The sequence below is a fragment of the Paracoccus chinensis genome, from assembly GCF_900102885.1.
Classification (GTDB): Bacteria; Pseudomonadota; Alphaproteobacteria; order Rhodobacterales; family Rhodobacteraceae; genus Paracoccus; species Paracoccus chinensis.
Map to the genome: position 1 here is coordinate 284,614 of NZ_FNGE01000003.1, position 14,278 is coordinate 298,891.

Annotated in this window: 14 protein-coding genes and 1 tRNA gene; 6 read left to right on the forward strand and 9 right to left on the reverse strand. The window is 68.2% G+C overall.

The window, feature by feature from the left end; all coding sequences use genetic code 11:
• Nucleotides 1-49 precede the first annotated feature (49 nt).
• Complete coding sequence (locus BLQ03_RS05075; protein WP_090753574.1) at nucleotides 50-1,030, forward strand: tripartite tricarboxylate transporter substrate-binding protein; 981 nt, start codon at nucleotides 50-52, stop codon at nucleotides 1,028-1,030.
• 314 nt (nucleotides 1,031-1,344) lie between these two features.
• Entirely contained in the window at nucleotides 1,345-1,488 is a 144-nt protein-coding gene (locus BLQ03_RS17875) for a lasso peptide (protein WP_139166635.1), read from the forward strand.
• Nucleotides 1,489-2,234: 746 nt separating this feature from the next.
• Here BLQ03_RS17875 and BLQ03_RS05080 read toward each other — a convergent pair.
• The 3 genes from BLQ03_RS05080 to ychF form a co-directional block, all read right to left on the reverse strand.
• The gene (locus BLQ03_RS05080; protein WP_090753575.1) at nucleotides 2,235-2,450 is read right to left on the reverse strand and encodes a hypothetical protein; all 216 of its coding nucleotides are present in this window, start codon (nucleotides 2,448-2,450) and stop codon (nucleotides 2,235-2,237) included.
• Between the two features lie 376 nt (nucleotides 2,451-2,826).
• Nucleotides 2,827-2,916: transfer RNA gene (locus BLQ03_RS05085), tRNA-Ser, on the reverse strand.
• Between the two features lie 531 nt (nucleotides 2,917-3,447).
• Nucleotides 3,448-4,545, reverse strand: a complete 1,098-nt coding sequence (gene ychF, locus BLQ03_RS05090; RefSeq protein ID WP_090753577.1) for a redox-regulated ATPase YchF — start codon at nucleotides 4,543-4,545, stop codon at nucleotides 3,448-3,450.
• A gap of 127 nt (nucleotides 4,546-4,672) precedes the next feature.
• On the opposite strand from ychF, the gene trpA reads away from it, so the two are divergent.
• The 4 genes from trpA to BLQ03_RS05110 all read left to right on the forward strand — a co-directional run bounded on the left by trpA (nucleotide 4,673) and on the right by BLQ03_RS05110 (nucleotide 7,404).
• Complete coding sequence (trpA, locus tag BLQ03_RS05095) at nucleotides 4,673-5,497, forward strand: tryptophan synthase subunit alpha (protein WP_090753579.1); 825 nt, start codon at nucleotides 4,673-4,675, stop codon at nucleotides 5,495-5,497.
• 79 nt (nucleotides 5,498-5,576) lie between these two features.
• On the forward strand, nucleotides 5,577-6,098 hold the full coding sequence (locus tag BLQ03_RS05100) for a GNAT family N-acetyltransferase (RefSeq protein ID WP_090753580.1): 522 nt from the start codon (nucleotides 5,577-5,579) through the stop codon (nucleotides 6,096-6,098).
• 60 nt (nucleotides 6,099-6,158) lie between these two features.
• Complete coding sequence (locus BLQ03_RS05105; RefSeq protein ID WP_090753582.1) at nucleotides 6,159-6,875, forward strand: molecular chaperone DjiA; 717 nt, start codon at nucleotides 6,159-6,161, stop codon at nucleotides 6,873-6,875.
• 73 nt (nucleotides 6,876-6,948) lie between these two features.
• A complete protein-coding gene (locus tag BLQ03_RS05110; protein WP_090753584.1) occupies nucleotides 6,949-7,404 on the forward strand; it encodes a hypothetical protein in 456 nt (151 codons plus the stop codon).
• On the opposite strand, the gene BLQ03_RS05115 is transcribed toward BLQ03_RS05110, so the two are convergent.
• From BLQ03_RS05115 to BLQ03_RS05140, 6 genes are read right to left on the reverse strand one after another with little or no spacing between them, the layout of a single operon-like run.
• Nucleotides 7,401-9,554: a 3'-5' exonuclease gene (locus BLQ03_RS05115; RefSeq protein ID WP_090753585.1), complete on the reverse strand. Its 2,154-nt coding sequence runs from the start codon at nucleotides 9,552-9,554 to the stop codon at nucleotides 7,401-7,403. The two genes, BLQ03_RS05110 and BLQ03_RS05115, sit on opposite strands and share 4 nt — an antisense overlap.
• Nucleotides 9,551-9,916: a response regulator transcription factor gene (locus tag BLQ03_RS05120; RefSeq protein WP_090753587.1), complete on the reverse strand. Its 366-nt coding sequence runs from the start codon at nucleotides 9,914-9,916 to the stop codon at nucleotides 9,551-9,553. The genes BLQ03_RS05115 and BLQ03_RS05120 overlap by 4 nt, the downstream gene beginning before the upstream one ends.
• Nucleotides 9,913-10,629: a sensor histidine kinase gene (locus BLQ03_RS05125; protein WP_090753588.1), complete on the reverse strand. Its 717-nt coding sequence runs from the start codon at nucleotides 10,627-10,629 to the stop codon at nucleotides 9,913-9,915. The genes BLQ03_RS05120 and BLQ03_RS05125 overlap by 4 nt, the downstream gene beginning before the upstream one ends.
• Complete coding sequence (locus BLQ03_RS05130; RefSeq protein ID WP_245688680.1) at nucleotides 10,626-12,119, reverse strand: DUF294 nucleotidyltransferase-like domain-containing protein; 1,494 nt, start codon at nucleotides 12,117-12,119, stop codon at nucleotides 10,626-10,628. The genes BLQ03_RS05125 and BLQ03_RS05130 overlap by 4 nt, the downstream gene beginning before the upstream one ends.
• Nucleotides 12,116-13,849, reverse strand: coding sequence for a cation acetate symporter (locus BLQ03_RS05135; RefSeq protein WP_090753590.1), 1,734 nt, complete (start codon nucleotides 13,847-13,849; stop codon nucleotides 12,116-12,118). Before BLQ03_RS05135 ends, BLQ03_RS05130 begins: the two co-directional genes overlap by 4 nt.
• Nucleotides 13,846-14,154 (reverse strand): DUF485 domain-containing protein, encoded by a 309-nt coding sequence (locus BLQ03_RS05140; RefSeq protein WP_090753592.1) that lies wholly within the window; start codon nucleotides 14,152-14,154, stop codon nucleotides 13,846-13,848. The genes BLQ03_RS05135 and BLQ03_RS05140 overlap by 4 nt, the downstream gene beginning before the upstream one ends.
• Nucleotides 14,155-14,278: the final 124 nt, after the last annotated feature.

The window sequence follows — 14,278 nt, forward strand, 5'->3', positions numbered from 1 at the left end:
CCGACTGCCGCAAGGCAACATGAACGACATAGCAGGCAGAGGAGGAAACATGCCTATCCACCGGACCTTCGCGGCGGCGCTTGCCGCATCCGTCCTTGTCCCCGTCGCGTCTTGGGCGCAGGGCACCTATCCCGACCGCACCGTCACGCTTGTCGTGCCCTATGCGGCGGGCGGGCCGACCGACACCGTGGCGCGGCTGGTCGCCGAGCCGATGTCCAAGGCCCTGGGCCAGCAGGTCATCATCGAGAACATGGGCGGCGCCAGCGGCACCATCGGCGCCGGCCAGGTCGCCCGGGCCGATGCCGACGGCTATACGCTGATGCTGCACACCTCGGCGCAGGCCACGAACGACCTGTTCTACGACAAGCTGGCCTATGGCTCGCGCGAGGCCTTCCAGCCGCTGGGTGTCGTCAGCCACACGCCCATGACGCTGGTGGGCCGCAAGGACCTGCCTCCGGAAACCGCTGTCGAGGCGCTGGACTACATCCGCGGAAGCGGCGAGGGGGTGGCCTTCGGCAATGCCGGCGTGGGCGGCCCGTCCTACCTCTGCGGCCTGCTGATTGAAAACCGGCTCGAAACGCCGATGGTCATGGTCCCCTATGCCGGGACAGGCCCTGCGCTGACCGACCTGCTGGGCGGCCAGATCGACCTGATCTGCGAGCAGGCGACCAACACGATCGGTCACATCCGCAGCGGCGCGGTCAAGGCCTATGCCACGACCAGCGCCGAGCGCCTGCCCTCGCTGCCCGACCTGCCGACCCTGGCCGAGGTGGGGCTGGAGGGCTTCGAGACGACCGTCTGGCTGGGCCTTTACGGTCCCAGGGACATGCCGCAACCGGTGATCGACACGGTGGTCTCGGCGCTCCAGACCGCCCTGAAGGACCCGCTTGTCACCAAGCGTTTCGCCGACTTGGCCACCACTCCGGCGTCCGCCGAAGAGGCCACGCCAGAGGGACTGCTGGCCACGCAAGAGGCCGAGGTCGCCAAGTGGAAGGACCTGATCGAGGCGGCTGGCCTGCAGGCCAACTGACCGGAAGGCCTGCTCCAAGGATCGTACCGGGGCTTCAACCTCTCGGTCCTCTGCAAATGACGCCCCGGCCATGACAGGGGCCGGGGCGGACACGAGAGATCGGATGGCGTGTCCAAGTTCACTCGCGTGGAATGAACAGCCCGTGCGCCGCTCTGTGTCAGCCTGCCCGGCCCCTTCCCGCCCGCATCAGGCCGCGCCCTGCGACGGCAACAGGCCTGTCCTTCTAGCCGGCTTGCGGCTTTCCGGTGCTTCGGAGATTACCAGCCTGTGCCTGCCGATGCTGTGCAGGCTTGGTTCTTGTTGAGTTTGTTTCCATGAAAAAGACCTACACTGCCCCGACCCTGCAAGTCTGTGGCTCGCTGGAAGAAATGACCCAGGGCGTTGGCAACGGCGGCGGCTTCCCTGGCAAGGGCAACGCTTTCGGCCACAAGAAGAAGGTCGTGCTGACCTTCTCGTGACAGATGCAGCGGAGCGCCGGGACTCGCCATGAGCGGTGGCAGGCACTCAGGATCACAGCCGCCTGGTTTCCCGTCAGCGGATTCCTGCCGGGCCGATCCCTGTCCTATCCATTCATGTAGCTAGGAAGGATGGGAACTCGCGCTAGCATGGCCGTGTTAGCGAGTGATGTGTTTCCAGGTGTCAGCGGGGCGCCTCGTGTCGTCCCGCTGACACATGTCACCGGACCGACGCTGTCGGCGCGCATCAGTGAACGGAAAACAGCCGCGAAGCGTTCGTCAGGGCCGCAAGGCCGACATGGGCGTTCCAGTTGGCTGAAGCCGAGGAAAGCGAGCATGTTGGCGCATCCCCATGGGCTCCGGTCACGAACCCACAGGTCGGGCATTCGAGTATGGCCTTCCACGCGCTGCAGTGGTCAGCCAAGATAGATACCGACGGCGGCGCGACGGTTCCACAAGGGCATGTCTTCAGTCCCATGGGTGTGCTTTCACATTGCGACGACAGAACCCCTTAACAAAGGGAAGCTGCAAATGCACACACATATGTCGCGACGTGACGTCAAGCCGGGAGAGTGTGCCATTGCAGACCGATTGAACGCCCTCTGCAGATCACTGCGAAGGCCCGGCCAGCGGATCGCCGCAGCTCGCCACAAGGCCTCATCAGCGCGGCCCTGCGCTCGGCACGACCGACGCGAATTTGGACTGTGCATCAAGCCGGGCCTTGCGCAGCGCCAAGCCCGAATCTCGTCTCAGTTGATTAGGACCTTCGGCGCATTGTCCGGCAGCCGCGCCAGGCCGAGGAACTGCCGCCCCCCGATCGGGTTGACCAGCCAGAGGCCATGCGTGCTGACCTCGATGGAGACCACACCCTCGACGGCATAGCTGTGGAAGTACTCGCGCAGCGTATCCACCATATCCGGAGTGAACTCGGCAACAGCTCTTACTTGAACACCATCCTTGGCCATGCGGCTCCTCTTTCCGAAACGTCCGCAGAACATGTTCTACGCTGTTAATATGGGTCCGAGCCAAGCCTCGCGGCAAGCGCTTGGTTCCCATGCCGAGCAGAACGGACATCACGTCAACGCGACAGGGCGGGTATATATGTCTCAGACAGCGCTCGTCAGCCCTTAAGTGGGCTCCGGCTTTCTCTGGTCCGGCTCGCGATCTGGCCAGAGCGGAGGGTGAACATCAACGCTGTGAGCGTAATCTGCTGCAGTCACGGACGCCAGCCTGCCCGCGAGGCGATTCAGACTTCCGGAAGCTCCATGTTCCTTGTGCGCGAAAGGGGCGAGCAAGAAGTGAGTTTCCCAAAAGAAAGGACTGACAAGAAAATATAAGATATGGCGGAGACGAAGGGATTCGAACCCTCGAGACCCTTTCGGGCCTGCACCCTTAGCAGGGGTGTGCCTTCGACCACTCGGCCACGTCTCCGCCGCGGGGTCTAGCAGCAGGAAGCCGAGGGAAACAAGGGCCAATCTTGCATCCGGCGCGACTTTCCGACGGAACTGCCGCAAAGCCTGATCGCGCAGCATGAAGCAGGAACAAACCTCTGTGCAAAGGGTGCTTTTCGCCCCTTGTTCCTGTCGTGGTCTACCAGCCTAGTGGGTCACGGCACGTCCGGCCTGTTCTGCGCTGTCCTGCAGGCGCGTTTCCTGCTTGTCGCAGTCAAGGGCGAGCACCAGGCAACCGCCTTGGCGCGGATTGGACAGCCGATCACTACGGCATGGCTAGCCGTTTCCGCCAAGGCTAAAACAGCCGTTCATCAATGGGGCGAGTCATGGACGGGATAAAGACGCTTGCCCGTGCTCATGCACGCTATCCTGCAGCCGAAGCTCACGGCTGATCCGATGCGCGCCCGAGCCGGAGCAGAGGTCGAACTCAACCTGCCCCGCCCCAACCTCAGTGGCCAAACTCGAATCCGCCTCCAACGCCCGCGCCCCTCAAGGCACCAGCCTCAACCCCTCAGGCGTTGAACAGGAAGTGCAGGACGTCGCCGTCCTTGACCTCGTAGGTCTTGCCTTCCACGCGGAACTTGCCGGCCTCGCGCGCCCCGGCCTCGCCCTTGCCCGCGACATAGTCGTCATAGGCGATGGTCTCGGCGCGGATGAAGCCCTTCTCGAAGTCGCCGTGGATCACGCCCGCCGCCTGCGGCGCCAGCGTGCCCTTGGTGATCGTCCAAGCGCGCGCCTCTTTCGGGCCGACGGTGAAGTAGGTCTGCAGGCCAAGCAGGCCGTAACCTGCGCGGATCAGGCGGTCGAGCCCGGCTTCCTCCAGCCCCATCTCGGACAGGAACATCTGCGCCTCGTTGGCGGGAAGCTGGCTGATCTCCTCCTCGATCCGGGCCGAGATGACCACGTGACCCGCGCCCTGCTCGGCGGCCATCCTGGCGACGGCGTCGGAGAAGGCGTTGCCCGTGGCCGCCTCGTCCTCTGCCACGTTGCAGACGTAAAGCACGGGTTTGGCGGTCAGAAGCTGCAGCATGTCCCAGGCCTTGCGATCATCCTCGGCCACCGTGATGGTGCGCGCGGGCTGGCCGGCTTCCAGCGCGGTCTGCGCCTGCTTCAGCAGGCGTTCCTGCGCCGCCGCCTCCTTGTCGCCGCCCTTCAGCTTGCGCTGGAGGTTCGCGAGCCGCCGCTCGATCGATTCAAGGTCGGCGATCATCAGCTCGGTCTCGATCGTCTCGGCGTCGGCCACGGGGTCAACGCGGCCCTCGACATGGGTGATGTCGCCGTCTTCGAAGCAGCGCAGGACATGGGCAATGGCGTCCACCTCGCGGATGTTGGCCAGGAACTGGTTGCCCAGGCCCTCGCCCTTGCTGGCGCCCTTCACCAGGCCCGCGATGTCCACGAAGGTGATGCGGGTCGGGATGATCTGCTTGGACCCGGCGATCTCGGCCAGGGTATCCAGGCGCGGGTCGGGGACGGCGACCTCGCCCACGTTGGGTTCGATCGTGCAGAAGGGGAAGTTCGCGGCCTGCGCGGCGGCGGTGCGCGTCAGGGCGTTGAACAGAGTGGACTTGCCGACGTTCGGCAGCCCGACGATACCCATGCGAAAGCCCATGATGCGATCCCTTCACTCTTTGGCGCGCTATCTAGGTCACGGGGGCGGGGGCGTAAAGCGGCCGCGCTGGCGCTTTGGGGGCGGCACCGGTAAAGCTTGAGCCGCGACGCAAGCAGAAGGCCACGGCATGACCACCGACACACTCCAGCGCCCCGCCACCCGCATTGACCGGCTGTTCGCCCGGCTGTCTTCCGAGGACCGCAAGGCCTTCGTCGCCTACATGATGGCCTTCGATCCCGACCGCGACCGCTCGCTGGAGATCATGCGCGGGTTGCCCGGCGCAGGCGTGGACATCATCGAACTGGGGATGCCCTTCACCGATCCCATGGCGGACGGGCCGACGATCCAGCTGGCCGGGCAGCGGGCGCTGGCGGCGGGCGGCACCATCTCGGGCGTGCTGGAGATGGTGCGCCAGTTCCGCAAAGGGGATGCGGAGACCCCGATCGTACTGATGGGCTATTACAACCCGATCTATGCGCGGGTCGGAGGGGTCGAGCGTTTCCTGACGGAAGCCGCCGAGGCCGGCATTGACGGGCTGATCGTCGTGGACCTGCCGCCCGAGGAGGATGCCGAGCTGTGCATCCCCGCGCAGAAGGCCGGGCTGAACTTCATCCGGCTGGCAACGCCCACGACGGACGACCGACGGCTGCCGACGGTGGTGCGGAACACTTCGGGCTTCGTCTATTACGTCAGCGTCACCGGGATCACCGGCGGGCCGGCGGCGGACGCGGCCGAGGTCGCACCCGAGGTCGCGCGCATCCGCGAGGCGGCGGGCCTGCCCGTGGTCGTGGGCTTCGGCATCTCGACGCCCGACGCCGCCGAGGCCGTCGCCGGGGTGGCGGATGGCTGCGTCGTGGGATCGGCCATCGTCCGGCAGATCGGTGAAGGCAAGCCCGTGGCCGAGGTGATGGATTTCGTGCGCAGCCTGGCGGAAGGTGTGCATCGGGCCTGAGCGGGGCCTGGGACGCCAGGTGGGGGCTCTGCCCCCGCCCTTCGGGCGCCCCCGGGATATTTCAGCGAAGAAGAAGCCCATGGCGGATGAGCGAGCGAAAGATGCGACGATCCGGGATGCCCGCGCGGGGGACGCGGCCGGAATCGCGGCCATCTGGAACCCGATCATTCGCGACACGGCGATCACCTTCTGGCCGACCGAGCGCAGCGAGGACGAGATCGCACAGATGATCGAGGCGCGCCACGCGGCGGGTCATGGCTTCCTGGTGGCCGAGGCGCCTCAGGGGATCGCGAGTTTCGCCAGCTACACCCAGTTCCGCGGCGGGGCGGGCTACGCCCGGGCGCTGGAGCATTCGATCCATGCCCATCCCGGATTTCGCGGCCGCGGCCTGGGTGCCGCGCTGCTGAAGGCGGTCGAGGATCATGCGCGGGCACGCGGCGGGCGGCTGATGATCGGGGGCATCACCGGTTCGAACGAGGGCTCGCTGCGCTTCCACGAACAACATGGCTATACCCGCTGGGGGCTGATCCCGTCGGCCGGGTGGAAATTCGGGCGCTTCCATGATCTGGTTCTGATGGGCAAGGATTTGCTGGAAAAGTGAGCCTGCGGCGACGCGGGCTTGCTCTTCCGTAGGGGCGACGGTTTCGCTAGGGTTGTCGTCATGGACGACCTCGCCCTTACCGCCCACGCCCCTCCGCATCTGCCCCCGCCGCGCGGGTTCTGGCAGCGCATCGGTGATCGCCTCGCCGCGCTGATGGGGGGCAAGCGGGCGGCGGTGCCCCCGGAACGCTCGGTCGCCTTCACCATCGGCGTGATCGCGCTTGGCGCCAAGATCGCCAAGGCCGACGGCCGCGTCGCGCGCGAGGAGGTCGCGGCCTTCCGCCGCATCTTCAAGATCCCCCGCGCCGAGGAACGCCACGCCGCCCATGTCTTCGACCTCGCGCGCAAGGACGTCGCGGGCTTCGATCTATGGGCCGAGCGGCTTGCGCGGATGTTCCCGCCTGGCGACCCGGTGCTGGTCGATGTTCTGGACGGGCTTTACGTCATCGCCACGGCGACCGCGCATGAGCTGCACGAGGGCGAGCAGATCTTCCTGGACGAGGTCGCCCGCATCTTCGGTATCTCGCCCGAGGATCACGCCGCCACCCGTGCCCGGCGCCTGCCCGGCGCGCCCCGCTGCCAGTGCTGCGAGGTCCTGGGCATCCCCCCCGGCACGCCGCTGGACCAGGCGCGGGCGCGCTATCGCGAGCTGATCCGGGAACACCACCCCGACCGCGCGCAGGCCCACGGCCTGCCACCCGAGGCCGTGCGGCTTGCGGAATCGCGCACCCGCGCCATCAACGAGGCTTGGGCCGCCTGGCGCGCGCAATACGCCTGAGGGAACCCTGCGGACGGTCCGTCGGTTGGCAGGGCGCGCGGGACCGACCCGCGCGATTGCAGGACTGCCCCAGATGAGCCGCTTCGCCCTGATCGCCACATTGGCGTTTTCCCTTGCCGGTTCGGCGCTGGCCCAGGGCATGCCTTTCGAGATGCCGCGGGCAGACGATCCCCCGCCCGGCGCGGACCGGCCCTATGAACTGCCGGGCGAGGATGGCGGCGGCCTGCTGGAAGGCCTGCTCAACGATTTCGTGACCCGCACCCAGCCGCACCTGGAGGAGCTCGCGCGCGACATGGGCGGGTTGATGGAGGATTATCGCCCCGTCTTCGAGGAACTGTCGAAGGTCATGGACGACATCGGCAACTACCAGATGCCGCCCGAGCGGCTGCCGAACGGCGACATCCTGATCCGCCGCAAACCCGATGCGCCCCCGCCCCCGCCGCTGGGGGATCTGCAGAACCTGCTGCCCGATCGCGCGCCCGCGCCCGCCCTGCCCCCGCCCGCGGACGGGAACGAGATCACGCTTTAGTACCGCAGCCGGGCGAACTGGGATCGATCCGAGGCCGCCCTTGCCTGTCCCAGCGTGACGATCCCCTGCCGTTCCAGCAGCGGGATCATGCGCCGGAACACCTCGGCCGTGGCCAGCGCGTCGCCAAGCGCGGTGTGCCGGCCGCCGATCTGGACGCCCAGCCGGGCGGCAATGGCCTCGAGGCTGTGGCTCTCCTCGGCCGGGTGCAGGATCGAGGACAGAAGCAGGGTATCCAGCACAGGATGGTCGAAGCGCAGGCCTGTGGCGGCTTCCTTCAGCTTGAGAAAGCGCATGTCGAAGGCAACGTTGTGACCGACCAGCACGCTGCCCTCGGCAAAGCGGTGAAAGACCGGAAGGACCTGCGCGATGGTGGGCTTGCCGCGCACCATCTCGTCGCGGATGCCGTGGATGGGGATGCCCGCCTCGGGGATCGGGCGCTGCGGATCGACCAGCTGGTCGATCGTCTCCCCGGTCAGGAGGCGGCTGTTCAGGATGCGGACGGCGCCGAGCTGGATGATCTCGTCGCCACCCAGGGGATCGAGACCGGTCGTCTCGCAGTCGAAGACGGTGAAGGCCAGCGCCGACAGGGGGCGGGCATCCCCGGCCTCGGCATGGGCGGCAGCGAAGAGGTCGAAGTCGTAGAACTCGGGCCGGCCGCCGATGGGCGCGTCGGCGGGCGCGGTCTCGACGGCGGCCAGGGGCAGCAGCAGGCGGAAGAAGGGCCGCCCGTCGTCCCGGTTGCGGTCCAGCCAGATCTCGCCCCCGTGGCGGTCCACCACGTCGCGGACCGACGCCGCCGCGCAGGCCTCGGTCGGCTCGTCCGGCAGCGCGCTGAGGTCGCGGGCATCGATAGGGTCCAGGCCCTCGCGCAGCACCCAGCCCAGGTCCAGATGCGCGTGGCCTCCCGCCCGCGTCAGCCGCAGCCACAGCACCGGGTCCGCGCCCAGCGACAGGATGCGCGTCGCCAGATGGTCCAGCGCCGCGATCAGGCCGAAACTGTCGATCCGCAGCCACAGGTCCTCGGCGACCGGCAGCGTGGTGATCGGCGCGTTGGCGGTCGCCTGCAGCTTGCGGACGGCGGCGGCCATCAGGTCCGTGGCCAGCATGTCGTGCAGCGGCCAGCGCGCGGCGAGTTCGGGACCCGGCTCGTCCTCGGACAACAGCCGGTCGCGCATCCGGGCGACCTCGTCACGGATTACGCCCAGGAAGCGGTCGTGGTCGGCGGGCGCGAGGTCGGGATAGTCCAGCATCTCCAGCGCGGCCTGCATGTTGGCGATCGAGGCGCGGCCCTGCTCGGCCATGCGCAGCAGCGCCCGCTCGCGCCGGGCCTGCTGCTGCTGGTCGCGGGTGATGTCGTCCACCAGCAGGACATAACCCCTCAGCGTGTTGTCCTCGGCCTCGGCATGGCGAACGGGGGCAAGGCTGATGCGCAGCAGATGCCCAAGGGGCGTGGCGGTCACGACCTGCGCCACGGCCGAGTGCGGGGGCACGCCGCGCGCGATCCGTCCGTCGACCGTTTCAAGCGCGTGGGCGATGGCGGCCGGGTCCAGCACGGCATGGATCGAGCGCCCGAGGCCCACCAGCTCGGTTACCTCCTGCGGGGAAAGGTTGCGCGCGAGCCTGCGCATCCGGGCGTTGAACAGCAGGATGCGGCCGTCGCGGTTGCAGACCACGACCGCGTGGTCCAGCTCGTCCATCAGCGTGGCCAACTGGTCCCGCTGCTCGGCGACGCTGCGGCTGGCCTGCTCGACAAGCTGCGCCATCTCGGCGCGCAGTTCGTTCCGGTCGCGGGCGAGGCTCTCGATCTCGGCGGCCAGCGCCCGGGTAGCCGGTGTGGCCGGCGCCGCGTCGGGCAGGCTGACTGCATCCTCCTGCGCGGCAAGGATGCGCGTGGCGGCCAGCAGGCGCGAGGGTGCCAGCACCCAGGTCCGGTAAAGCCGCCTTGCCAGCCACGCGCCCAGCAGCGCCGTCCCCAGCCACCACAGGATCAGCACCATGCCGTGCGTTTCCAGCGCAGCCCCTGCCGCCACACGCAGTGCCGTCCCACTGGAGCCAAGCGCCCCAAGGAACAGCGCCGCTCCCAAGACGGCCCACAGCGCCAGCGCGACCCCGGGCGCCAGCATGGCTGCCACGAGACCGCGCGGCGTCATGTCAGAAGCCCCCGGACACGCTCCAGCAGCTCGGCGGCCGAGAAGGGCTTGGTGACATAGGCGTCTGCCCCTGCCCCGAGGCCCCGCGCGATGTCGGTGGGCCGCGCCTTGGCGCTGAGCATCAGGATGCGCGTGCCCGCGATGGAGGGATCGGCGCGCACCGCCTCGCAGACCTCGAAGCCCGTCAGGCCGGGCATCGTTGCGTCCATCAGGACCAGGGCCGGGCGCTCGCGGCGGATCAGATCCAACGCCTCGGTGCCGTCATGGGCAGTCAGGATGCGGTGCCCTTCGCGCCGCAGCATGAATTCCAGCGAGACGAGGATGTTCGGCTCGTCGTCGGCGATCAGGACGGTCAGGGTCATGCCGATCCCTCCGTTGGCGGCACGGGCAGGCGTATCACGAAGCAGGCGCCTTCGGCGGGCTCGGCAACCAGCGTGCCCCCGTGGCCTTCGACGATGCGGCGGCTGATGGGCAGGCCAAGGCCGGTTCCGGGGGGACGCGTCCCCTGCGGCCCGAGGCGGCGGAAGGGCTGGAACACGGCCTCATGCTGCCCGGGCGGGATACCGGGGCCGTTGTCCCTGATGCGGATCACGGCCTCGGACCCGGTCTCAAGGCTGACCGTGATGCGTCCTCCCTGCCCTGGCACCATCTTGGCGGCGTTCGACAGCAGGTTCAGCAGCACCTGCAGCAGCCGGTCGCAGTCGCCGCGCACCGCCACAGGCCCGGCCGGCAGCTCCAGCGCGATCCGGGCGTCCTTCCCGGCCAGCAGCGGCGCAGCCAGGCGCGCAGCCTCGCGCAGCAACCCGCCCAGATCCACCGGCCCCAGTTGAAGCTCGGCCTCGTCCGAGCCCAGCCGCGCCGCGTCCATCACCTCGTCCACCAGCCGTCCCAGCCGCTGCGACTCGGCGGCGATGATGGACAGGAAGCCCTGCCGCTCGGACCCGTCCATGTCGGGGGCGTCCAGCATCATCTCGGACAGGGCGCGGATCGTGGTCACGGGGGTCCGCAGCTCATGGACAAGGGCGGCGACCGCCTCCTCCTGCCACAGGGGCGCGCGGTCGGCCCCGCCGGTCATACCGCCAACCGGAAATGCTGGGTGATCCAGGCGCGGAAGTCGGCCACGATCGCCAGCGCCTGCTTGAGCCCCTGCCGGTTCAGCGTCCCCAGCGCGTCCAGCCGGATCAGGTTGCCGGGCGCGCGCCCTTGCGCCACCTGGGCCAGGTTGTTGTCCAGCTTGACGGCCATCAGCAGGTGCAGCGCGTCCTTCAGGTCGCGCGCGCGGGACGCCTCCATGTGGCCCGCCTCGACCAGCGCGTCCAGCCGGTCGGTCGTGGACAGCTGCGGCAGACGGTATTGCAGCGCCAGCGCCCGCGTGCCCTGCACCAGCGGGAAGATCCCGAGCTTCTTGATGTCGATCTCGGCCGCCGCCCGCCCCGTCAGCCCCGGCAGCCGCCGCCACCAGCTGCCGTCCTGCGAGAAGCTGTGCACCGAACCGGCGAAATGCGCGAGGTAGGCGTCGTTCCCGGCCATCAGGCGGCCCATGTGCGCGCGCAAGGCCTGCAGCAGGCTGGGATCGCCCGCGACCGGCAGCGCGTCCATGAAGATCGCGAGGTTCATCGGCCCCTCGGGGTCGCTGCCGTGGACCCAGCCGCCGAGGGCGCTGCGGAAGCCCGAAACGGGCTGCCGCCATTCGGGCCGGCTCGCCATGATCCCGCCGGGACACGGCGGATAGCCGAAATCGACCAGCGCGGCGGTAAAGGCCTCGGTCGCCTCGGCGGCGGCGCGGGGATCGTAGCCGTCGCGCAGGATCAGGCCGTTGTCCTGGTCGGTGCGCATGATCTGCTCGCCCCGCCCCTCGCTGCCCATGACAATCAGGCAACTGTTGTCGCGCAGGTGCGGGTCCGCGACCAGGTCCCACAAGCGGCGGAAGACGGCGCGGTTCAGTTCGTTGACCATGCCCGCGATGACCTCGACCCGGACGCCGTCGCCGTGCAGCACGCCGATCAGGGGCACGATCTGGTCGGCCGCGGCCTTGAGTTCCGCGATCGTCTCGGCTTGCGCGGCCATCAGCGCGATCAGGTGGGAATGGTTGGCCAGGAAGCTCATCAGATCCAGCTGGCCCAGAACGCCGACCACCTGATCGCCCTGGCGGACGACCACGCGGTGGACGCGGTGGCGCAGCATCAGGATCATCGCTTCCAGCAGCTCGGCCTCCAGCGGGACCGAGACGGCGGGGAAGCTCGCGACGTCGCGAACGGGGATGATGGCGGGCGGACGCTCGAGCAGCAGCACGTCGCGCAGGTTGGTGGTGGTGAAGACACCCAGGCGCCCGTCGTCCTGGACGAGCGCGTCACCCAGGCCGCGCTCGGCCATCTGGCGGCACAGCGTCAGGACATCCAGGCTACCCTCGACCACGAAGGGCTTGCGCAGGAAGGCGTCCCCCACGCGGGAATGGATCAGGGTCAGCGCCTCGCGCCGGGCATGGGGGTCGGCGGGCGCGTCAAGGGAAACGGCCGGACCCGAAGGTCCGGCCGCCGTGTCTTGCAGGGGGCGCCTGCCGCTCAATGCGCCGAGGCTGCGGCCGCGCCGATGCCGGTTTCGGACCGGATCTGCTGCGGCACGTAGCCCGCCTTGTCGATCTGGGAACGCCGGCTCTTGTCGGTGACCGAGAAGAGCCAGATCCCCAGGAAGGCCAGCGTCATCGAGAACAGCGCGGGCGAGGTATAGGGGAAGGGCGCCGAGCCCACCTCGTTGCCCAGCGTGGCTTCCCAGACCGACGGCGACAGGACCGTCAGCACCACCGACGAGATCAGTCCCAGGAAGCCGCCGATCACCGCGCCGCGGGTCGTCATGCCGCCCCAGAGCAGCGACAGGAACAGCACCGGGAAGTTGGCCGAGGCCGCCACGGCGAAGGCCAGCGACACCATGAAGGCGATGTTCTGCTTCTCGAAGGCGATGCCCAGCAGCACCGCGACGACGCCCAGCGCCAGCACGGTGATGCGCGACACCCGCAGTTCCGCGGCGCTGTCCGCGTGGCCCTTGCGGATCACGGTCGCATAGATGTCATGCGACACGGCCGAGGCCCCCGACAGCGTCAAACCGGCCACGACGGCGAGGATCGTGGCGAAGGCCACTGCCGACATGAAGCCCAGGAAGACGTTGCCGCCGACCGCATTCGCCAGGTGCACGGCCGCCATGTTGTTGCCGCCGATCAGCGGGGCGCCCAGCACGCCGCCTTCCAAGAAGCCCGGGTTCGTCAGAACGAAGGTGATGGCGCCGAAGCCGATGATGAAGGTCAGCATGTAGAAATAGCCGATCCACACCGTGGCCCACATCACCGACTTGCGGGCCTCCTTGGCCGAAGGAACGGTGAAGAAACGCATCAGGATATGCGGCAGGCCGGCGGTGCCGAACATCAGCGCCATGCCGAAGGAGATGGCCGAGATCGGGTCCTTGACGAAGTTCCCCGGTCCCATGATCGACCGTCCGGCCGTCGCCGCCTCCTCGGGCGCCTGGCCCGCGCCGGTGGCGATGTCGGTCTTGATGCGGACGGATTCCGCGAACAGGCGCTCGAAGCTGAAGCCATAGGCCGACATCACCATCAGCGCCATGAAGGACGCCCCGCCCAGCAGCAGGCAGGCCTTGATGATCTGCACCCAGGTGGTCGCGGTCATGCCGCCGAACAGCACGTAGATCATCATGAGCGCGCCCACGATCACCACGGCGACCCAGTATTCCAGGCCGAACAGCAGCTTGATCAGCTGTCCCGCGCCGACCATCTGCGCGATCAGGTAGAAGGCCACCACGACCAGCGTGGAAATCGCCGCGAACATCCGCACCGGCGTCTGCTCGAAGCGGAAGGCCGCCACGTCGGCGAAGGTGAACTTGCCGAGGTTGCGCAGCCGCTCCGCCATCAGGAAGGTCAGGATCGGCCAGCCCACGAGGAAGCCGATCGAATAGATCAGTCCGTCGAAGCCGCTGGCCATCACCGCCGCCGAGATCCCCAGGAACGAGGCCGCCGACATGTAGTCGCCCGCGATGGCGAGGCCGTTCTGGAAGCCGGTGATGCCGCCGCCCGCGGTATAGAAGTCCGCGGCCGACTTGGTCCGCCCGGCCGCCCACTTGGTGATGAACAGCGTCAGGACGACAAAGACGGCGAACATGCCGATCGCGGTCCAGTTGGTCGGCTGGCGCGCCACCTCGCCTTCAAGGGCGCCGGCAGCCAGCACGGCCGACGGGAGGGAGATCAGCGTCGAAAGGCCGAGGATGCGGCCAATGGTCGGGAAAGCCGTCATTTCAGCGCCTCGCGCTTGATGCGATCGGTCAGGTCGTCGTATTCGCGGTTCGCCCGCATCACGTAGATTGCCGTCACGATGATGGTGAACAGGATCACCCCGAAGCCCAGCGGGATGCCCCAGGTCATGACGCCGCTGCCGATGGGCGTGGCCAGCGTCTGCTTGCCGAACGCCACCAGCAGGATGAAGCCGTAGTAGACGATCATCATGGCGATCGTCAGCAGCCATCCGAAACGAAGTCTTCGGGTCCGAAGCTCGTGATAATTCGGATCGGATGCGATGCGTTGTAGCATCGGGTCCAGCATGGGAATGTCCCTCCTCCCTAGGTATCTGCCCTTTTCTTGCCCGGGGACGCGCCGCAGGTGCGCCGCGTCCCCGGATCTCCTGCCGAGGCCGGGAGGGGACCGGGCCCTCCCCAGCCCGGTGGCA